Source organism: Streptomyces sp. PT12, from assembly GCF_003311645.1.
Taxonomy (GTDB): Bacteria; Actinomycetota; Actinomycetes; order Streptomycetales; family Streptomycetaceae; genus Streptomyces.
On record NZ_QEST01000080.1, the window covers coordinates 175,045 to 198,171 of the forward strand.

Consider the following 23,127-nt stretch of genomic DNA (forward strand, 5'->3'; position numbering starts at 1 on the left):
CACAAGCCCTTTGATCTTCTTGACGTTCCTCCTGGCCGGATCCAGGATCGGTATTCGTTCGGCCGGATCCGACCGGCAGGGGCGCGGCGGGGATTCCCCCGTTCTCTCCTTTCACGCCCCCGCGGAACTCCTCTTTCCCATGTCCTCCCCGGCTGCTTGATCAAGCCTTGACCAGTCCTATCCGAATGCGCGTGACGGCGGGTGATTGCATGTCTTCCAGGGGTGCGAAAAGCACGGCAGGCGAGCCGATCGCCGTGGTCGGCCTCGCGTGCAGGCTGCCGGGGGCCGAGAACCCCTCGGCGTTCTGGCGGCTGCTGAGCGCGGGCCGTGACGCGGTGGGCCCCATGCCGGATGACCGGCGCCCCGAGACGGTGGACGCCGCCTACCGCAGGGGAGGCTTCCTTCCCGCGATCGACCGCTTCGACGCGGCGTTCTTCGGGATCTCGCCGCGCGAGGCGGCGGCGATGGACCCGCAGGCGCGGCTCGTCATGGAGCTGGCATGGGAGGCGCTCGAACACGCGCGAACGGCGCCGACCGCGCTGCGCGGCACGCCGTCGGGCGTCTTCGTCGGGGCCATCGCGGGCGACTGGGAGCGCGTGCACGAGCGCGCGCACGAGCGGCCGGGGCCGCACACGTTCGCGGGCACCCAGCGCGGCCTGATCGCCAACCGCGTGTCGTACCACCTGGGTTGGCGGGGTCCGAGCCTCACCCTCGACACCGGGCAGTCGTCGTCGCTCGTCGCGGTGCACGCGGCGTGCGCGAGCCTGCGCTCGGACGCCGCGCGCGTGGCGCTCGCGGGCGGGGTCAACCTGATCCCCGACGCCGGGTCGAGCGCGGCCCTCGCCGCCTTCGGCGCCCTGTCACCCGACGGCCGGTGCCACACGTTCGACAGCAGGGCCAACGGCTATGTGCGCGGCGAGGGCGGCGCCCTGGTGGTGCTCAAGCCGCTGTCCGCCGCGCTCGCCGAGGGCGACCGGGTGCACGCCGTGATCCTGGGCGGCGCGGTCAACAACGACGGCGGCGGCGACGGGTTGACCGTTCCCCACGGGCCCGCGCAGGAGGAGGTCATCCGGCTGGCGCACGCCGACGCGGGCGTCGCGCCCGGCGAGGTGTCGTATGTCGAGCTGCACGGCACGGGCACCCGGGTCGGCGACCCGGTCGAGGCCCATGCGCTCGGTGCCGCGATGGCCGCCCACCGCCCCGGTGGCGCACCCCTGTTGGTCGGCTCGGTGAAGACGAACATCGGCCACCTCGAGGGCGCTGCGGGGATCGCGGGGCTGCTCAAGGTGGTGCTCGGGCTCAGCCACGGTGAGCTGCCACCCAGCCTCAACTTCGCCGCGCCGCACCCCGACATCCCCCTCGACCGCCTCGGCCTCGACGTGGTGCGCACGCGCGCGGAGTGGCCAGGGGAGAGTCGGCGCGTGGCGGGCGTCAGCTCGTTCGGGGTGGGCGGCACCAACTGCCACCTGATCGTGGCCGAGGCGCCCCCCGCCGCGCCGCGCGACGCCGCGCCGCGCGACGCCGAACCCGTGGGCGCCGAATCAGGCGACGCCGAACCCGTGGGAGCCCAACCCGTGGGCGCCGCGGCGCCGTTGGTGCTCTCGGCCCGCTCGGCGGCGGCGCTGCGCGCCTCGGGGAGAGCGCTCTCCGCGCACCTGGGCGCACATCCCTCGGTGCCGCTCGCCGATGTGGCGCACTCGCTGCTGCGCAGCCGCACGCTGTTCGAGCACCGCGCCGTGGTGCTGGGCGGCCACGACGGGGACCATGTCCACGGCGACTCCCTCGGCGGGCACCTCGGCGGCCACAGGGCCGCGCTCGACGCGCTGGCCGAGGGCCGCCCGGGCGAAACGGTCGCCATCGGCAGGGCCCTTCCCGGCGGCGACGTCCTGGTCTTCCCCGGGCAGGGCTCCCAGTGGCCCCGCATGGCGGCCCAACTCCTCGACGGGCCACGGGAGGTGGCCGACCGGCTGGTGGAGTGCGCCCGCGCCCTCGAGCCGTTCGTGGACCACGCGCCGCTGGACGTGCTGCGCGGCGCGCCCGGCGCGCCGGGGCTCGACCGCGTCGACGTGGTGCAGCCCGCGCTGTGGGCGGTGATGGTCGCGCTCGCCGAGCTGTGGCGGTCGCGCGGCGTCGCCCCCGCCACCGTCATCGGCCACTCGCAGGGCGAGATCGCCGCCGCGACCGTGGTGGGCGCGCTCAGCCTCTCCGACGCGGCGCGGGTCGTCGCGCTGCGCAGCCGCGCCCTGCGCGCGCTGACGGGCGGCGGGATGCTGTCGGTTGGCGCGCCGCCCGAGGCGGTCGCCGAACTCCTCGCCGAGGCCCCCGAGGTGAGCGTCGCCGCCGACAACGGCCCACGTTCCACGGTCCTTTCGGGCCCCCGCGCGGCGCTTGCCGCCCTGGGCGAGCACCTGACCGCGGCAGGGCACCGCGCCAAGCTCCTGCCGGTCGGCTACGCCTCCCACTCCCCCGCCGTCGACGCCGTCCGCGAGGAGCTGCTGACGCGACTCGCGCCCATCAGGCCCGTCTCCACCCCCGCCACCTTTATCTCCACGCTGACCGGCGCCCCGATCGACACCGCCGCCCTCGACGCCGCCTACTGGTGCGACAACCTGCGCCACCGGGTGCGGTTCGCCGACGCCACCCGCGCCGCCATCGAGCGGGGGGCGAGCCGTTTCGTCGAGGTGAGCCCGCACCCCGTGCTGACCGCCGCCATCGAGGAGACCGCGGAGGAGGCGGGCGCCGAGGCCGTCGCCCTCGGCACGCTGCGGCGCGGGGACGGCGGGCCCGAACGCCTGCTGCGCGCCACGGCCGAGGCCCTGGTCGCCGGCGCGCCCGTCACCTGGCCCGAGGTGGCCGGGGCGGCGCTCACCGACCTGCCGACCTACCCGTTCCAGCGCGAACGCCACTGGCCCGGCGAGGCCGCGCGCGCCTCCGCGCCCGAGGCGGCGTCGGCCCGGGTCGACGCCTCGCCCGCCGCGCTGCGCGCGCTGGTGACGGGCGCGGCCGCCACGGTGCTCGGCCATGGCGATGCGGGCTCGGTCGACCCGTTGCGCACCTTCAAGGACCTGGGTCTCGACTCCGCGGGGACCGTTGAACTCCGGGGCGTGCTCCAGTCGTTGACCGGCCTGCGGCTCCCTTCGAGCCTGCTGTACGACTTCCCCACGCCCCACCGGGTCGCCGAACGGCTGCGCGCGCTCCTCGGCGGCGGCGACCAACGGCCCTCGCCCGAGGCCGAGTTGACACCCGTCACAGCGGCCGAGGCGGCCAAGGTGGCCGAGGTGGCCGAGGTGGCCGAGGCGTCCGAGGGCGAGGCGATCGCGGTCGTCGCGATGGGCTGCCGCCTCCCCGGTGGGGTGACCTCGCCCGAAGAGCTGTGGTCGCTGCTGGCCGAAGGGCGGGAAGCGGCCACGGAGTTGCCGACAAACCGCGGCTGGGACCTGGACGCGCTGCACGCGGGCGCCTGCGCCACGCGGCGGGGAGGGTTCCTGCACGAGGCCGACGCGTTCGACGCCGAGTTCTTCGGGCTGAGCCCGCGCGAGGCCCTGGCGATGGACCCGCAGCAGCGCCTGATGCTCGAGGTCTGCTGGGAGGCGATCGAGCGCGCCGGGATCGACCCGACGGCGCTCGCGGGCTCGCCGACCGGCGTGTTCGTCGGCGCGATGGCCACCGACTACGGCCCCAGGCTGCACCAGCCGACCGGCGTGGCCGACGGGCACCTGCTCACCGGCACCGCGCTGAGCGTCGCCTCGGGCCGCGTCGCCTACACCCTCGGCCTGACGGGGCCCGCGCTCACCCTGGACACCGCCTGCTCGTCCTCGCTCGTCGCCGTGCAGCTGGCCACCGCGTCGCTGCGGCGCGGCGAGTGCGCGCTGGCGCTCGCGGGCGGGGTGACGGTGATGGCCAACCCCGGCAACCTCGTGGAGTTCAGCCGCCAGAACGGCCTCGCCCCCGACGGCCGCGCCAAGGCGTTCTCCGCGGCGGCCGACGGCACCGCCTTCGCCGAGGGCGCCGGGGTCCTCCTGCTCGAACGCCTCTCCGACGCGCGCCGCAACGCGCACCCCGTCCTCGCCGTCATCCGCGGCGCCGCCGTCAACTCCGACGGCGCGAGCAACGGCCTGTCCGCGCCCAACGGGCAGGCGCAGCAACGCGTCATCCGCGCCGCGCTCGCCGACGCGGGCCTGGCCCCCGCCGATGTGGACGCCGTCGAGGCGCACGGCACCGGCACCGCGCTCGGCGACCCCGTCGAGGCCCACGCGCTCCTCGCCACCTATGGGCAGGGCCGGTCCACCCCGGCCTGGCTCGGCTCGGTGAAGTCCAACCTCGGCCACACCCAGGCGGCCGCCGGGGTCGCCGGGGTCATCAAGATGGTGCTGGCCCTGCGGCACGGGCTGCTGCCGCGAACCCTGCACGCCGAGCGGCCGAGCGAGCGCGTCCACTGGGACGAGGGCGCGGTGCGGCTGCTGACCACGGAGCGGCCATGGCCGTCGGGGGAACGCCCCAGGCGCGCCGCCGTCTCCAGCTTCGGCATCAGCGGCACCAACGCCCACCTCGTGCTCGAAGAGGCCCCGGACGAGTCGGCGGCAACGGCCGAACTCCCGCAGGATCGCGGCCCGTTGGTCTGGGTTCTCGCCGCGCGCTCCGAGGCGGCGCTGCGCGCCACGGCGGCCGGGCTGCGCGCGGTCGCGGCCTCGCCCGACGCGGAGGCCGCGGGCCCGCTGCTGGCGCGGCGCGCGGCGTTCGCCCACCGCGCCGTGGTGGTGGCCGCCGACCGGGACGAGCTGGTCGCCGCGCTGAACGCGCTCTCCGAGGGCGCGCCGCACCCCGCGCTGGCCACGGGCGTGGCGCCGCGCGAGGCGCGCCCGGTGTTCGTGTTCCCAGGGCAGGGCGCCCAGTGGGCCGGGATGGCCGCCGAACTCCTGGCGGAGGACGAGGAGTTCGCCGCCGATCTGCGACGCTGCGCGGAGGCGCTGCGCCCGCACACCGGCTGGTCGGTGCTCGACGTGCTCACCGGATTGGAGAGCGCTCCATCGCTGGAGCGCACCGAGGTGGTCCAGCCGGTGCTGTTCGCGCTCATGTACGCGCTTGCCGGGCGCTGGCGCGCGGCGGGCGTGGAGCCCGCCGCCGTGGTCGGCCACTCGCAGGGCGAGATCGCGGGGGCCGCGGTCGCCGGGGCGCTGTCGCTCGCCGAGGCCGCCAGGATCAGCGCGCTGCGCGCCCGGGTCGTGGGGGCGCTCGACGGCACCGGGGGCGTGCTGGCCGTCGGGCTGCCCGCCGCCGAGGTCGCCGAGCGGATCGCGCCGTGGCGCGACCAGCTGTGGGTCGCGGTGGACAACGGCCCCATCGGCACCGTCGTCGCGGGCGAGTTGGCGGCCATCGACGCGTTCGTCGCGTCCTGCGGCGAACAGGCGCAGCTGAAGCGCACCCCCGTCGCCTACGCCGCCCACACGCCCCATGTGACGGCGGTGCGCGAGGAGTTGCTGTCCGGCATCGGGCAACTGGCGCCCAGCGACACCACGACGGCGATCAGCTCGTCCCTCGAGGGCGCGCTGATCGAGGGCTCCCGGCTCGACGCGGGCTACTGGTACCGCAACCTCGCCGAGCCCGTACGCTTCGACGCGGCGATCCGCGCGTTCTCCGGCACGGCGGATCCCCTGTTCATCGAGGTCAGCCCGCATCCGATCCTCACCGGTGCGGTCGCGGGGATCGCCGCCGACGCCGGGCTCGGCGGCGCGGCCGTGGGAACGCTGCGCCGCGGCGCGGGCGGGCGGCACCAGCTCATGACCGCGCTCGGCAACGCCTGGGTGCGCGGCGCGCCCGTCGCCTGGCCGCGCGTGCTCGGCCCCGTGCGCCGCCAACTCGACCTGCCCACCTACGCGTTCGACCGCCGCCGCTACTGGCTGCACCCCGCCGAGCGCGGCGGCCACCCGCTGCTGGACCGCGTGGTGCCCCTGGCCGAGGGCGACGGCGTGCTGCTCACCGGGCGGATCGCGCGCTCCCGCGCGCCCTGGCTGGCCGACCACGCGGTCGACGGGCGGGTGCTGCTGCCGGGCACCGCGTTCGCCGAGTTGGCCCTGCGCGCCGCCGCCGAGGCGGGCGCCCCAGGGGTGGAGAGCCTGACGCTGCACGCCCCGCTCGACCTGCCGGAGACCGGCGCCGTCACCCTCCAAGTGGCCGTCACCGGAACGGCGTTGACCATCCACGCCCGGGTCGGCGACGACGCGCCCTGGACCCGGCACGCCAGCGGCGCCCTAGCCGACGAGGCGCCCCCGCCCCACGACCTGCTGACCCGCTGGCCCCCGCGGGGCGCCACCCCGGTGGACATCGCCGACGCCTACGACCGGCTCGCCGCGCGCGGCTACGCCTACGGCCCGGCGTTCCGCGGGCTGACCTCGGCCTGGCGGGCGGAGGGTGCGCTCTGGGCCGAGGTGGCGCAACCTGCGGGCGGCGCGGGTGAGTTCGTGCTGCACCCGGCGCTGCTCGACGCGGCGCTGCACCCGCTGCTCATGGACGGTGCCCTCGACGGCACCGCGGGGGGCGCCGCGGAAGGGAGCGGGGAAGGGGGCGCGGAAGGGGGCGGGCTACTGCTGCCGTTCGCCTTCTCCGGGCTGCGCATCACCCGCCCGGGGGCCGAACGGCTACGGGTCCGGGTGGGCAACGGCCGCGTCACCGTGTGGAACGGGCAGGGCGAGCCGGTCGGCGCGATCGACGAGGTCACCCTCAGGCCCGCAGCGGCCGGAAGCGTCCCCGGGCTGCACCGCGTCGACTGGATTGAGGCACGCCCCGCCACCGAACCCCCCGGCAGCCCCTATGCGGTGGTCGAATGCGGCGACAAACTCCCGGAGAGCGCTCCCCCGGAGGGAACGCCTCGGGAGAGCGCTCTCCCAACGGTGCTGGTGCGCTGCCCCGACGCGCCCGCGCGGGCGACGCTCCACCGCGTGGCGGCGACGGTGCGGGAGTGGGCCACGGGAGAGCGCTTCCCCGGCTCCCGGCTGGTGTTCCTCGCCGATCCCGACACGCCCGCGGGGGCGCCGGTATGGGGCCTGGTCCGCTCGGCCATCGCGGAGCACCCGGGCCGTTTCGGCCTCGCCGACGCGCCCGAACGGCTCGCCGCCACCGTCCGCGCCGACCAGTTCAGGGTGCGGGACGGGCGGGTGCTGGTGCCGCGGGTGGTCCCCGGCGCGGCGGGCCAGGCCCCGCCGCCCGGCCTCGGCGAAGGCGCCGTGCTGGTCACCGGCGGCACCGGGGGCCTGGGCGCCCTGGTCGCCGCCCATCTCGTCGAACGTCACGGTGTCACCGAGCTGCTGCTCACCTCACGCCAGGGCCCCGCGGCCCCCGGAGCGGACGCGTTGGCACGGCGCCTCCGGGAGGCGGGCGCCTCGGTGACCGTCGCGGCGTGCGACGCCGCCGACCGGGAAGCGCTCTCCCGGCTGCTCGCCGGGCGGCGCCTGACGGCCGTGGTGCACGCGGCCGGGGTGCTCGAGGACGGCACCGTGGGCGCGTTGACTCCCGAACGCCTCGACGCCGCGCTGCGGCCCAAGGCCGACGCCGCCGCGCTCCTCGACGAGCTAACCGCCGACCAGCCGCTGCGCGCGTTCGTGCTGTTCTCCTCGGTCGCCGGGGTGCTCGGCAACCGGGGCCAGGCCGCCTACGCCGCGGCCAATGCCGCCCTGGACGCGCTGGCCCGCGACCGCCGCGCCCGTGGGCTGCCCGCCGTCTCGATCGCCTGGGGCCTGTGGTCACTCCCCACCGGCATGACCGCGCACCTGTCGGCGGCCGATCGGCGGCGGCTGGCCGCCGTGGCGCCGCTGGGCGAGCGGGACGGCCTCGACCTGTTCGACGCGGCGCTCCGCCCCGACGCCGACCCGGTCGTGGTCGCCAGCCGGTTCGACCCGGTGGCACTGCGCGACCTGGGCGACCAACTGCCGGATGTGCTCCGCTCGTTGGCACCCGCGCCGCGCCGGAGAGCCGAGCCGGGGACGCCTTCGGGCTCGGAGCCGGGGGCCGCGGCCCCCGCGCCCGCCGCTCGTTGGGACTTCGGCGACGCGGCGAGCGTGCTCGCGTTTGTCAGGGACCAGGTGGCGCTCGCGCTCGGCCACGCCTCGCCCGAGGCGATCGACCCGGACCGGACGTTCAGCGACCTGGGGCTCGACTCGCTGACCTCCGTGGAGTTGCGCAACCGGATCGGCGAGGCCACGGGGCTGCGGCTGCCCGCCTCCCTCGTCTTCAACCACCCCACCGTGACCCTGCTCGCCGCGCATCTCGCGGGCGAGCTGGCCCCCGACCCCGAACAGGCGCTGCGGGACGCCCTGGAGGCGGCCATCGCCGCGCTGGACCGGGAGCGCGCGCTGGCCGTGCTGACCGAGGCCCTCGACCGCGTCGGCGCCCCGCGCCCCGCGCACCCCGCCGTTGCCCAACCCACCTCGGACGACGAGCTGTTCGCGTTCATCGACGCCCAGCTCGACACCACGACCGACGCCCCGCTCGACCCCGAACTCGACCCCGAACTCGACCCCGAGGCCGACACCCGACCCGGCGCCGACCCGGCGTCGACCCGACTCTGACCAGGGAGCATCCATGGCCGGCGAGGACAAGCTGCGCGAGTATCTCAGGCGGGTGACCGCCGAGTTGACGGAAGCCCGTCGGCGTCTCGCGGACGCGGACGCGCGCGACCACGAGCCCGTCGCCGTCATCGGCATGTCCTGCCGGTTCCCGGGCGCGGAAAACGTGGACGCCTACTGGGAGTTGCTGCGCGAGGGGCGCGCGGCGGAGATCGGCGAGGTGCCGCCGGGCCGGTTCGACCTGGACCTCACGCCGGATGAGCGGCGGCGCTTCCGGCCGAGGCGGGGCGCGTTCCTGCCCGACGTCGCGGGGTTCGACGCGGAGTTCTTCGGCTTTCCGCCCCAGGAGGCGCTGCGGATGGACCCGCAGCAGCGCCTGATGATGGAGCTGGCGTGGGAGGCGATGGAGGACGCGGGCACCCCGCCGCCGACCCTGACCGGCAGCAGGACGGGTGTGCTGCTCGGCTTCTCCGACGCGTTCCAGTACGGGCAGGTGGAGACCGAGCGGCAGGGCACCGACGTGTATGCCGACCCCTACATGGGGCAGGGCAGCCTGGGCAGCGTCGTGGCGGGGCGGCTCGCCTACCACTTCGACCTGCGGGGGCCCGCGTTCTCCCTGGACACCGCGTGCTCGTCCACGCTGGTCGCCGTCCACCTGGCGGCGCGGGCGCTGCGCGCGGGCGAGTGCGACTACGCACTGGCGGGCGGCGGGTTCCTCGCGCTGCACCCGTTCCTCTACCTCTACAGCGGCGCGACGTCGCTGCTGTCGCCGACCGATCTGTGCCACACGTTCGACGCGGGCGCCGACGGCTATCTGATGGGCGAGGGCGGGGGGTTGGTGGTGCTGGCCAGGCTGTCCGACGCGCTGCGCGCCGGGCACCGCATCAGGGCGGTGATCCGCGGCTCGGCGGTCAACCAGGACGGCCGCAGCAACGGCATGACCGCACCGAGCCGCGCCGCCCAAGTGGAGGTGATCCGCCGGGCGTTGGCGAGCGCGGGAGCGACGCCTGGCGAGGTGGACTACGTCGAGGCGCACGGCTCGGGCACCCGGCTCGGCGACGAGATCGAACTCGGCGCGCTCAACGACGTGTTCGGGGGCCGCCCGGCCGAACGCCCGCTGCGGGTGGGGGCGGTGAAGACCAACGTCGGACACACGCACACCGCCGCCGGGATCGCGGGCCTCATCAAGACGGTGCTGGTGCTTGAGAACGGCGTCGTCCCGCCCAACCTCCACATGGAGGAGCCCGCGGAGCTGGTCACCGCGAACGCGGCGGTCGCGCCCGTCACCGCGCCGGTGCCGCTGCCCGACGCGCCGCTGGCCGGGGTCAGTTCGTTCGGCTGGTCGGGCACCAACGCGCATGTGGTGCTCGAACGCGCGCCGTCCACGGGCGCCCCCGCCGACGCGGCCCCCGAGGCGGCCCCCGAGGCGGCCCTCGGCACAGCGACCTTGCCCGCGCTGCTGCCCGTCTCCGCGGCGAACGAGGGGGCGTTGGCCGACCGGCTGTCCCACCTTGCGGTGCGCGCGGGCGCGTTGGGCAGCGGCGAGCTCGCCGATCTCGCCCATACCCTTCGCTCGGGCCGCGCCCACCACGCGCACCGCAGGGCCGTGGTGGCCGCCGACCCGGCCGAGGCTGCGGCGCGGCTCGCGGCGGCGGACGGCGGGGTGCGCGCGGACGCCAGGCCCAGGGTCGCGTTCCTGCTGCCCGGCGTGGGCGACCAGTACCGGGGGCTTGGGCGCGCGCTGTACCGCGACGAGCCGGTATTCGCCGAGGCGGTCGACGCGTGCCTGGCCGTCGCCGATGAACGCTGCGGGATCGACCTGCGCGCGGTGTTCCTCGCCGAGCCCGTGGAGCCGGTCGCGGGCGCGCCCTCGCTGCTCGGCGGCCCCGACGAGGATCCGCTGTTCGAACGCGCCGAGGTGGCGCACCCGTTCCTCTTCACCGTCGAGTACGCCCTCGCGCGGCTGCTCGCTCACCGAGGCGTCGCGCCCGACCTGCTGGTCGGCTACAGCCTCGGCGAGTATGTCGCGGCCTGCCTGGCCGGGGTGTTCACGCTCCCCGACGCCCTGTGGGTGGTGACCGAGCGCGCCCGGCTGATCGCCTCGGCCCCGGCCGGGCGCATGCTCGCGGTGGCCACGGGCGCCGACGCGCTCGACGCGCTCGGCCTGCCGGGCGCGTGTGGCGTGGACGTCGCCGCCGTCAACGGCCCCGGCATGACGGTGCTGAGCGGGACGCCCGCCGCGATCGACGAAGTCGCCGCGCGGCTGAGGGAGTCGGGGGTCGCGGCGCGCCCGCTGCGCTCGGCGCACCCGTTCCACTCCACGCTGCTCGAGCCCGCCAAGGACAAGCTGGCCGCGCTCATCGCGACCGTGCCGCGCGGCGCACCGGGCGTGCCGATCGTCTCCAACGCGACGGGCCGCCCGTTGACCGCCGAGCGGGCGACCGACCCGAGCTACTGGGCCGAACACCTCTGCCTGCCCGTTCAGTTCGCCGCGGGGGTCGCGCACTGCGCCGCCGAACACGTCGATGTCTACGTGGAGTTGGGGCCGGGGCAGGTGCTCGGCGGCCTGGTCCGGCAGAACCTGCCTCTCAACGCCCACCCCACCGTGCTCGGCACCCTGCCTGCGCCCTGGCCCGCGACGGGGCGCGGGGACGAGGCCACCGCCGTGCTGGAGACATGCGGGCGGCTGTGGGAGCGGGGCGTCGACCTCGACTGGTCGGCGCTCGGCCCGGGTGGGGGCCGCCTGGTGTCGCTGCCGCCCTATCCGTTCCAACGCACCCGCTACTGGCCCGAGCGCACGGTCTCCCCCGCCACCCGGGCCGATGGCGACCCGGCCGGGGCCACGGCGGGCGGGCCAGGGGCGGACGGGTCAGGGGCGGGCGGGTCCCACCGTTACGCGCCCGTGTGGCGGCGGGACTTCGGCTCCGGGCCCGGCGAACCGCCGCCGCTCACCGGCACGTTGGTGGTCTTCAGCGACGGGGTCGTCGGCACGCGGCTGGTCGAGGCGGCGGGCGTACCCGCCGTCGAGGTGATCGCCGGGAGCGCGCTGCGGCGCGAGGGGCGCCGGATCGAGATCGACCCGGCCGACCCCGGGCACCACCGCGAGGTGTTCGCCGGGCTGGCCGGGCCGCTGCACGTGGTTCACCTGTGGAGCCTGCTGGCGCCCGAGGATGGCGTCTTCGCCGATGACGCCGCGCTGCGCTCCGCCGTGCGGCACGCGTTCGACGCGCCGCTGCTGACCGTGCGGGCACTCGCGGACCGCGAGGCGCGGCTGTTGACCGTCACGGCCGGGGCCGAGGAGATCAGCGGCGGCGAACTGACCGCGCCCGCCCGGGCGTTGGCGCATGGGCTCGGCCGAGGCGTACGCGCGGAACACCCCGGGCTCTCGTGGCGCGGCGTGGACATCGAGCTTTCCCCCTCCCCCTCCCCCTCCCCCTCCCCCGACGCCGCTGCCGCTGCCGCTGCCGCCCAGTTGCTCGGCGAGCTGCGGCGCACCCCATGGGAGGCGCCCGACCCGGCGTCCGAGCCCGCGCTCATCGGCTGGCGCGGTGGCGGACGTTGGCTCAAGGGCTGGGCGGAGCTTCCCCAACTCCCCGACACACAAGGGAGTTGGTCCCCCGAGGGCACCTTCCTGATCACCGGGGGCACCAGGGGTCTCGGACTGATCCTGGCCAGGGACCTGGTCGCCCGTGGGGTGCGCAGGCTCGCGCTGGTCAGCAGGACCGGCGTCGCCGACGTGGCCGATCTGGAGGCGGCGGGCGCCGAGGTGCTGCTGATCGCGGCGGACGTGGGCGTTCCCGGCGAGCTGCGGCGCGCCCTGCGGGAGACGGCCGAGCGGTTCGGCGGGATCGACGGCGTCGTGCACGCCGCGGGCCTGCCGGGCGGCGGCCTTGCGCAGCGGCGCTCCGTGGCCGACGCGGGCCTGGTGCTGGCGCCCAAGGTGCTGGCCATGGGCCCGCTCGCCGAGCTGCTCGGGCCCGCCAACCCCCTGAAGGCGCCGCCCCGTTGGCTGATCCTCTACTCGTCCGTCGCCTCGGTGGTGGGCGGCATCGGCGAGGCGGACTACTGCGCGGCCAACAGCGTGCTTGACGCGTACGGCCAGGCGTTGGCCGCCGCGGCGCCCGGCACCCGCGTCCTCACCGTCGCCTGGGGCCACTGGCGCCACGACGCGTGGGCGGACGCGGCGACCGGCGCCGAACGCACCGCCTACCGCGAGCGGTTCGGCTTCTCCGCCGAGGAAGGCTGCGCGCTACTCGGCGAGTTGGCGGCCGGGGCGGGCGGCGCAACGGTGGCGCTGCGCCGCCCGCTGCCGACCACCGTGCGCGACCTGGCGTCGCTCAACGACCTGGAGGGGCTGCTCGCCTCGGCGATCCCGGGGACCGCGCCCCCCTCGCGCTACCCCAGGCCGCCGCTGCGCACCGACTACCTCGCGCCGCGCACCGACCTGGAGCGCGCGGTCGCGGATGTCTGGGGTGAGTTCCTTGGCATCGAACGCGTCGGCGTCCACGACCCGTTCTTCGACCTGGGCGGCAACTCCCTGGTGGGGATGGCCATGGTGACCGCGCTCGAACGCCGACTCGACCGGCGGATCGCCCCCGCCGTCCTCTTCGAGCACCCCACCGTCGCGGCGTTCGCGGGGGCGCTCGACGGCGGCCCCGGGCCGGGCCTGGCCACAGGAACGGCACGGGGCGAACGCCGCCGCGCCCGGAACTCCCGTACGCAGAAGTGAGGATGACGTGACCGAGTACACCCACCCCGATCCCCCGGCCGACGTCCCGTCGGACCTCGCGACCGGCCTCCCGACCGGCCTCCCGAGCGACCTGCCCAGCGACCTGCCGGGCGGTCCGACCGGCGGCCTCCCGGACGGCCACTCCGGCGACCTCCCGGCCGGTGAGCCGACCGACATCGCCCTGGTGGGGATGGCGGGCCGGTTCCCCGGGGCCAGGGACGTGGCCGGGCTCTGGGAGTCCATCAGGGCCGGGCGTTCGGGCATCACCGACTTCACCGAGGCCGAGCTTCGGGCCGCCGGGGTGCCGCGCGCGCTGCTGGCGGACCCGGCCTATGTCAGGTCGGGCGCGGTGATCGACGGGATCGAGGAGTTCGACGCCGACCTGTTCGGACTCGGGCCCAGGGAGGCCCAGATCCTCGACCCGCAGCACCGCCTGTATCTGGAGCACAGCTGGGCGGCGTTGGAGGACGCGGGGTGCGATCCGGCGCGGTTCGACGGGAGCGTCGGCGTCTTCGCGGGCAGCGCGTGGAGCTCCTATCTGGCCAACAACCTCACTCCGGCCGGGATTTCCCTGGACATGGGCGTCACCCTCGGCAACGAGAAGGACACCCTGGCCACCCGCGTCGCGCATGTACTCGGCCTGACGGGGCCCGCGTTCACCGTGCAGAGCGCCTGCTCCACGTCGCTGGTCGCGGTGTGTGTGGCGGCGAGCAGCCTGGCGAACTTCGAGTGCGACCTGGCCCTCGCGGGCGGCGTCTCGCTCGCCGTGCCGCAGCGCGTCGGCTACCTCTACCAGGAGGGCGGCATCGCCCCGCCCGACGGCCGCTGCCGCGCGTTCGACGCGGCGGGCCTTGGCGCGCCGCTCGGCAGCGGCGTCGGGGTGGTCGCGCTGCGGCGCCTGGACGACGCGCTGGCCGCGGGCGACCGGGTATACGCCGTGCTGCGCGGCTGGGCGGTCAACAACGACGGCGGCCGCAAGGTCGGCTTCACCGCCCCCGGCGTGGACGGGCAGGCCGCCGTCATCGAGGAGGCCCTGGCCGCGGCGGGGCTCGCGCCCGGCGACATCGACTACGTCGAGGCGCACGGCACCGGCACCGCCCTGGGCGACGCCGCCGAACTCGCCGCGCTGCAACGCGTCTTCCGCGGCGAGTCGCTGCGCATCGGCTCGGTCAAGACCAACGTCGGGCACCTGGACCGGGCGGCGGGGGTCACGGGGCTGATCAAGACCGCCCTTGCCCTGCACCACGAGGAGCTCCCCGCGACGCTGCACTTCACCGAGCCCAACCCCCAACTGGCGGACGGCGAGGCGTCGTTGGACGTGGTGACCGAGCGGCAGCCGTGGCCGCGCGCGCAACGGCCCCGGCGCGCCGGGGTGAGCGCGTTCGGCATCGGCGGCACCAACGCGCATGTCGTCGTCGAGGAGGCGCCGTTGCCCGCGAGGCCCGCCCGCGCCGACGAGGCGCCCCGGCCCGAGGTGCTGGTGTGGTCGGCCCGCTCCGAGGCCGCCGCCGACCGGGCCACGGCGGATCTCGCGGCGCACCTGGCGGCCACGGACGACGCGCTCGCCGACATCGCGCACACGCTGCGGACGGGCCGCCGCGAGCTGCCGCACCGTCGGATGCTGGTGGCCCACTCGACCGGGGCCGCTGCCGAGGCGCTGCGCGCGGGCGTGGCGGCCAAGGGCGTGGGCGGCGCGGGGCGGGCCGGGCTGCTGTTTGGCCGCCTCCCCGTGGGCCATGACCGGGTGGCCGCCCACCTCCTCGCCGACGCTGGCTCGTTGGCATCGGGGAGGAGCGAGGTCGCCCTGGGCTTCGGGCGCGCCCTCGCGTGGGCCCGCCTGGTGGCGTCCTGGGGCGTGGAGCCCGCGCTGGTGGCGGGCGGCGGCGCGGGAGCGGCCGTGGCCGCCTGCCTGGCCGGGGTGCTGTCGCGGGGCGACGCCCTCGCCCTGGCCGAGCGCCGCGCCGAGCTGGGCGAGGCGCCATCGGCTCCCCAACGCGCCGAGCTTGCCGCCTGGTTGGCCGAACGCGTCACCCTGGCGCCCGCGACGCTGCCGCTTGTCTCCGTCACCACGGGGGAGCCCGTCACCGCCGAGCGGGCGGCCGACCCGCACCACTGGGCCGAACAGGCCTGCGCGCCCGAGGAGTTCGCCGCGCCGCCCACCGAGGACGGCATCGTGCTGGCCGATGTCGGCATCGGCAGGCCGGGGGCGCTGCCCCTGCTCCCGGCGGACGACGACCCCGAGGCGGCCCGCGCGCTGCTCGCCGAGGCGGCCGGGCGGCTGTGGCTGGCCGGGGCGTCGCTCGACTGGAAGGCGTTCGGCGCCGGGCGTGGGGCGCGCACGGTCGGGCTGCCCATCTACCCGTTCCAGCGCGGGCGTTACTGGATCGAGCCGCCGGGCCCGCGGGACGGGGCGGGCGAGGCGGTGCGGCTGCTCACCCCGGGGTGGCGGCCCGCGCCCGACGCCGACTCCGCCCCACTCGGGGGCCGTTACCGCGTCGTCCCCGACGGCGGTGGCGTCGCCGAGGCGTTCGCGGCGCTCGTGCGGCGCGACGGCGGCGCCCTGGTCACCGAGCGGCCCGATGTCGTTGTGGACCTCTCGGCGAGCGAAGCGGTTGACACGGTTGACGCCGTGGCCTCGGCCGCCGCGCTGCTGGCCGCTGCCGAGGCGCCGGTCCTGCTGGTGACCTGGGGCGGGCAGCGGGTCGCCGCGGGCGAGGCACCCGCCCCCGCCCAGGCGGCGCTGGCCGTGCTGCCCGCTGTCGCGGGCCAGGAGCACCCCGGGCTCGAGCGCCGCTGCCTCGACCTCGACCCGGCCTATGGCCCCGCGGAGGCGGCCCGCGCGCTGGCCGCCGAGCTGGGCCGCCCCGCCGATGGGCCGCTGGCCGCGCACCGGGCGGGCCGCCGCCATGTGCCGGTCCACGAGCCCGCCGCCGCCCGCCCGGCGACCGCGGTGCGGAGGGGCGGCAGCTATCTCGTCACCGGAGGGCTCGGCCCGGTCGGCCTGCGGATCGCCGAGCACCTGATCCGGCGCGGCGCCGCCCGCCTGGTCCTCACCGGGCGTGGCGAGCCGGGCGACCGGGCCGACCGGCTGCGTTCCCTCGGCGCCGATGTGCTCACCCCCAGGCTGGACGTCACCGACAGGGCCGCGATGGGCCACCTGCTGGCCGATGAGCGCTTCGACGGCGTCGTGCACGCCGCCGCGGACGCGGGACCCGACACGCTGCTGCCCCTGGCCGCGCTCGAACGTGCCACCCTCGCCCGGCAGTTCGGGGCCAAGGTGGGCGGCGCCGAGGTGCTGGCCGAGCTGATCGACGCGCTGCCGCAGGGGCGGCGCCCCGACTGGTGCGTGCTGTTCTCCTCCACCTCGGCCGTGCTCGGCGGCGTGACGCTCGGCGGCTACGCGGCGGCGAACGCGGCCCTGGCCGCCTGGGCCGAGGGCCGGGCCCCCGGCACCCGCTGGATCGCCGCCGCCTGGGACACCTGGCCCGGCACCGCCGAGCGGGTCGAGGGCCGTGTCGGCTCCGCCCTCGCCGCGCACGCGATGACCGAGGCCGAGGCGCTCGACGCCTTCGATCGGGTGCTCGCCCATGGCCCTGGCCAGGTGATCGCGGCGGCGGGCGGCCTCGACGGCCGCCTGCCCGCGGTGGGCGCGGCGCCCGTCGAGGCCACGGCACCGGCCGCCCGCTTCCCGCGCCCCGACCTGCCACAGCCCTACGCGCCGCCGCTGACGGACACCCAACGCGCCCTCGCGGAGATCTGGTCGACGGTGCTCGGCGTCGAACCGGTCGGCGTGCGCGACGCGTTCTTCGACCTCAGCGGCAACTCCCTGCTGGCGCTCCAGATGCTGGCCGAGGTCAAGGGCCGCCTGGGCGTCGCGATCCCCACCGTGGCCCTCTTCGAGAAGCCCACCGTCGCGGCGCTCGCGGACCTGCTGGACGCCCAACGCGGCCTCGGCGCCCCGGAGATGGCAAACGCCGCGCCGCGCACCGCGCCCCGGCGCCCCGCCCCCGAGCCCGCCCCCGAGCCCGCCGCCGAGTCCGCCCCGCCCCTCGCCGACGACCCGGCGCCGCTGCCCGCGTGCGTCGGCGGGCTCGTCGGCCCACGAGGAACGGCCCGGCGCGCCCAGCCCGTTGAGGCCACCGCCGAGCCCGAGCCCACCGCCCGCGCATGCCCCGTCCCCGCATACGCCGTCCCCGCATACGCCGCGCCCGCGTCCGCCGCGCCTCCGTCCGATGCCGACCGGCACATCGCGATCGTCGGCATGGCGGGCCGCTTCCCCGGCGCGGGGGACGTGGACACGTTCTGGCGCAACCTGTGCGACGGCGTCGAGTCGATCAGCTTCTTCACCCAAGAGGAGCTGATCGCGGCGGGCGTGGACCCCGAGACCGCGAGGGACCCGGCCTATGTGGCCGCCCGCCCGGTGCTCGACGACGTGACCGGCTTCGACGCCGCGTTCTTCGGGCTGAGCCCTCGCATGGCCGCGCTCACCGACCCGCAGCAGCGCCTCTTCCTCGAGGTGTGCTGGGAGGCGCTGGAGCACTCCGGCTATGCCAGGCCCGAACACCGCGGCCGCGTCGGGGTGTTCGGCGGCTGCAACCTCAGCACCTACCTCCTGGGCATCGCCGACCAGTTCACCTCGGACGAGGACGCCAGCATCTACGAGCTGGTCATGGGCAACGACAAGGACGCCCTCACCACCACCGTCTCCTACCTCCTCGACCTGCGCGGCCCGAGCGTGGCGGTACAGACGTTCTGCTCCACCTCGCTCGTCGCGGTGCACACCGCGATCCGCGGACTGCGCGCCGGTGACTGCGAGTTGGCGCTGGCGGGCGGGGTCTCGGTGCGCGTGCCCGACCGGGTCGGGCACCTCCACACCCCCGGCGGCATGGAGTCGCCCGACGGCCATGTGCGGACGTTCGACGCGCGGGCGCACGGCAGCATGTTCGGCGACGGCGCCGCCGTCGTGGTCCTCAAGCGGCTGAGCGACGCGCTGCGCGACGGCGACCACATCTGGTCGGTGATCCGCGGCTCGGCCATCAACAACGACGGCGCGCTCAAGGTCGGTTACACCGCCCCCAGCGTCGCTGGCCAGGCCGCGGTCATCGCCGAGGCCATGGCCGACGCCGGAGTCGCCGCCGAGGACATCGGCTATGTCGAGGCCCACGGCACCGGCACCGAGCTGGGCGACCCCATCGAAGTCGCCGCGCTCACCCGGGCGTTCGGCCCCACAGCCACCCACCAGTACTGCCCCATCGGCTCGGTCAAGCCCAACGTCGGCCACCTGGACCGCGCTGCGGGCACCACCGGGCTGATCAAGACCTCCCTCGCGGTGCGCGAGGGCGTGCTGCCGCCCACCCTGCACTACACGGCCCCCAACCCCGAGATCGACTTCGCCCGCAGCCCGTTCTACGTCAACGCCGCGCTCACGCCCTGGCCAGGCGGCGACCGGCCGCGCATCGCCGGGCTCAACTCCCTCGGCATGGGCGGCACCAACGTCCACCTCGTCGTCGAACAGCCCCCCGCCAGGCCCGCGCGCCGGGGCGGCCAAGGCGAAGGGCGGCGCCACCAGGTGGTCCCGGTCTCCGCCCGCACCGCGGACGCCGCCGACTCCGCCGCATCGCGGCTGGCGGAACACCTGCGCGCCACGCCCCAACTCGACTTCGGCGACGCGGCGTTCACCCTCCAGGTGGGGCGCGGGACATTCGAGCACCGGCGCGTCGTGGTCGCCACCGACGCGGCGAACGCCGCCGCCGCGCTCACCGAGACCCCCGCGACGCGCTTCGACCCGGTCACCGGCCGCCCCGTGGCGTTCCTGTTCACCGGAGTCGGCGAGCAGTACCCGGGCATGGTCGGCGAACTGTACCGGCGCGAGCCAGCGTTCCGAACGGCCCTTGACGCCTGCCTCGACCTGCTGCCCGACACGCTCGGCTCACGCGACGAGCTGGCCGCGCTGCTGACCGGCGAGCGCGGCCCGCTCGGCGGCGACCTCGCCGCCCTCCTCGGCCGCCGCGCCCCGGCCGACCCCAGGGCCGCGGCGCTCCAACGCACCGAGATCGTCCAGCCGTTGATGTTCGCCGTCGGCCACGCACTGGCCACCACCCTGATGGAGTGGGGCGTGCGCCCCACCACGATGTTCGGCTACAGCGTGGGCGAGTATGTGGCCGCCTGCCTTGCCGGGGTGCTGTCCCTGGAGGACGCGCTGGCCCTGGTCGTCCACCGCGCCCGCCTGATCGAGGGCGCCGAACGCGGCGGCATGGCGGCCGTTCCGCTCTCCGAGGCGGCGCTGCGCGCCCGCGTCTCCCTCGAAGGGCTCGACATCGCCGCCGTCAATGGGCCCGAACTCACCGTCGTCGCCGGTCCTTCGGACCTGATGGCGGCGCTGTCCGAGGAGCTGGGTGCCGCCGGGGTGCCCTGCCGCCCGCTGCGCACCACCCACGCGTTCCACTCCAGGACGCTGGCCCCGCTGGCCGACGAACTGACCGACTGGGTCAGGGACAACGTCACCCTCAACGCACCCACGCTGCCCTATCTCTCCAACGTCACCGGCCGCCCCGTCGACGCCGCGCTGGTCACCGACCCGGGCTACTGGGCGCGGCACATGTGCGAGCCCGTCCGATTCCTCGACGCCGCACGGGAGTTGCTGGCCGATGACGAGCTCGCGGTGATCGAGATCGGCCCCGGGCAGTCGCTTGGCGCGCTGCTGCGCTCGGCGGGGTGCCCGCCCACCCGCTGGCCCCTGATCACCGCGACGCTCCCGGCCGAGGCCGATCCGCGCCCGGACGACGCGGCGTTCGCCGAGGGGCTGGCGCGGCTGTGGCTGCTGGGCGTCGACATCGACTGGGCGGCCCACCACGCGGGCGCGGGGCGCGGGCGGGTGCCGCTGCCGACCTACCCGTTCCAGCGGCAGCGCTACTGGATCGACGCGGCCCCCAAGGGCACGTCCCGGGCGGCCGCGATCGAGGCGCCGGGCGAACTCGGCGGCCCGCTGGGTGAGTTCGACCGCATCCCGCTGCTGCCCGAGGAGGAGTGGCTGCACCTGCCGGTGTGGCGGCAGGCGCCGCCCACCGCCCCCGAGCCCGCAACTCCCGCCTCCTGGCTGGTCTTTGTGCGGCCCGGCGCCGGGGAACGCGTCCTCGACGCGCTGCGCGGGCGCGCGGAGTCGGCGGGCGCGCGGATCACCGTGGTCCGCCCGGGCGAGGCGTACGGGGTCACCCCCGAAGCCCTGACGGTGCGCCCGGGGGACGTGGACGACGCCCTGGCGCTGCTGCGCGATCTGCGGGCCGATGGCGTTCCGCTGGAGCGCGTGGTGCACCTGTGGAACGTCGGCGAGGACGCCGCCGCGGAAGGGGATGCCCTCTCCCTGGGCCTGCACACGCTGGTGGCACTCGCCCGCGCCGCGGGTGAACTGGGCCTGGGCGACTGGCGTTTGGACATCGTGGCGACCGGCACCCAGCGGGTGCTCGACGACGCCGAGGTCCGCCCCGCCGCCGCCACGCTGACAGGGCCCGCGCTGGTCATCCCGATGGAGTACCCGACGGTGGACACGCGCCTGGTGGACGTCGGCCCCGATCCCGACCCCGCCGCCGTGGTGGCCGAGCTGCACCGCCCGGTCGCCGGGCGGACGGTGGCGCTGCGCGGCACCAGGCGCTGGCTGCCCCACCACGAGGTGCTGCCAGCCGCCGTGGACGGCCCCGCGTCGAGGGGCCCGCGCGAGGGCGGCGTCTATCTGATCACGGGCGGCCTCGGAGGGCTGGGCCTGGCGATGGCCGAGCGGCTGGCCCGTGAAGTCCACGCCAGACTCGTGCTGTTCGGGCGGCGCGGCCTGCCGCCGCGCGAGCGCTGGGCGGCCGTCGCCGAGGGCGCCGAAGAGGCGCCCGAGCGGATCCGCGACCGGGTCAGGCAGGTGCTCGACCTGATCGCCCTCGGCGCCGAGGTCGAGGTCGTCGAGGGCGACGTCGCCGAGCCCGCCGATGTCCTTGCGGCGGTCCGGCTGGCCGTCGAGCGGTTCGGCGCGCTGCACGGCGTGCTCCACACGGCCGGGGTGCCGGGCACGGGGCTGATGCAGTTCAAGCGGCCCGGCGACGCCGAGCAGGTCCTCGCCCCCAAGCTGGCGGGCGCGCGGGCGATCGCCGAGGCCCTGCGCACGGCCGGGGTGGCGCTCGACTTCCTGGCGCTGTTCTCGTCCATCACCTCGGTCACGGGCGGCGGCCCCGGGCAGGTCGACTACTGCGCGGCCAACGCGTTCCTCGACGCCTACGCCCCCACCCTCGACCAGCCGACCGTGTCGATCGCCTGGGGCGAGTGGACATGGAACGCGTGGGACGAGGGCCTGTCCGGCTACGAGGAGGGCATCAGGACGTTCTTCCGCGAGCACCGGGCCCGTTTCGGCATCGACTTCGAGCCGGGCTGGCGCACGCTGCTGCGCGCCCTGGCCTCCGGCGAGCCCCATGTGGTCGTCTCCACCCAGGAGTTGCCCGCGGTGGTGCGGGTCGCCAGCAGGTTCAGCGTGGATGCGGTAACCACGTCCCAGAGCGCGGGGGACGCGTCGGACCGGCACCCGCGCCCCGACCTGGTCACCCCGTTCCAGGAGCCGGGCGGCCCGGCCGAGGAGGCCGTCGCCGCGGTGTGGTGCCAGGCGCTGCGCCTCCAACAGGTGGGCGCGCTCGACAACTTCTTCGAGCTCGGCGGCACCAGCCTGCTCGGGATCACGCTCCTGGCGACGCTGCGCCAGTCCTTCCCCGAGGCGGACCTGCCGCCCCATGTCATCCACGAGGCGCCGACGGTCGCGGCGCTCGCCCGCGTCATCGAAGGAACGCCCGCCCCCGGTGGGCCAGGTGGCGAGGGCGAACGGGACACCGCCGAGCAGGGCCGACTGCGCCGCTCCGGTCTCAGGGCCGCCGCGGCCCGACGGCGCAGGCCCTGAGACACACCGAACGGCACATCAACAGCAACAGCACGGCAATCGAGCGACACGCAAGGGAAACGGAGGAGTCATGGCCACAATCGGCGTGGTGGGCGCGGGGGTGATGGGCATCGGCGTCGCCCAGAACCTCGCCCAGGGCGGACACGAGGTGGTCCTCGTGGACCGCGACGAGGCGGTGCTCGCCGAGGCCAGGGCGGCCATCGCGCGGAACAGCAGGATGAGCCGCCTCATGGGCGGCCCCCCGCTCGACGCGGACGCCATCCTGGCCGCCATCTCCACGGCGGTGGGCGTGAGTTCGCTCGCCAAAGCGGACATCGTCATCGAGAATGTCACCGAGAACTGGGACGTCAAGCGCGCGGTGCACGCCGAACTGGACGAGGTGTGCTCCGACGACACGGTGCTGGTGGCGAACACCTCGGCCATCCCGATCACCAGGATCGCCTCCATCGGCGCCCACCCCGAGCGCGTCGTGGGCGTGCACTTCATGAACCCGGTCCCCGCCAAGCCCGTGGTCGAGCTGATCCCCGGCGTGCACACCAGTGAGCAAACGCTCGAGCGCACCAGAGAGTTGCTGCGCTCCATGGGGAAGCGCTGGGTGGACGTCAAGGACGCCTCGGGCTTCGTCTCCAACCGCGTCCTGATGCTCACCGTCAACGAGGCGGCGTTCCTCGTGCACGAGGGCGTCGCCACGGCCGAGGCCGTCGACGAGGTCTTCAGGGGCTGCTTCGGCCACCCGATGGGCCCGCTCGAGACGGCCGACCTCATCGGCGTCGACACGATCCTCTACAGCGTCGAGGTCCTGTACGAGTCCTACGCCGACAGCAAGTACCGCCCGTGCCCGCTGCTCAAGCAGATGACGGACGCCGGGCTGCACGGCCGGAAGACCGGCCGCGGCTTCTACACCTACGAGAGCTGAG

General features: G+C 76.1%; 4 protein-coding genes. All 4 read left to right on the forward strand.

The genetic code is table 11. From position 1 onward, the window contains the following. The first annotated feature begins 209 nt into the window (after positions 1-209). Positions 210-8,561: an SDR family NAD(P)-dependent oxidoreductase gene (locus tag DEH69_RS08570; protein ID WP_181727326.1), complete on the forward strand. Its 8,352-nt coding sequence runs from the start codon at positions 210-212 to the stop codon at positions 8,559-8,561. A gap of 13 nt (positions 8,562-8,574) precedes the next feature. Next, positions 8,575-13,287: a type I polyketide synthase gene (locus DEH69_RS08575; RefSeq protein WP_113686299.1), complete on the forward strand. Its 4,713-nt coding sequence runs from the start codon at positions 8,575-8,577 to the stop codon at positions 13,285-13,287. A gap of 7 nt (positions 13,288-13,294) precedes the next feature. After that, positions 13,295-22,210 carry a type I polyketide synthase gene (locus DEH69_RS08580; RefSeq protein WP_113686300.1) on the forward strand — a complete coding sequence of 2,972 codons (8,916 nt, stop codon included), beginning with the start codon at positions 13,295-13,297 and terminating at the stop codon, positions 22,208-22,210. Between the two features lie 70 nt (positions 22,211-22,280). Continuing rightward, on the forward strand, positions 22,281-23,126 hold the full coding sequence (locus tag DEH69_RS08585) for a 3-hydroxyacyl-CoA dehydrogenase family protein (protein WP_113686301.1): 846 nt from the start codon (positions 22,281-22,283) through the stop codon (positions 23,124-23,126). The last annotated feature ends 1 nt before the right edge of the window (position 23,127 follow it).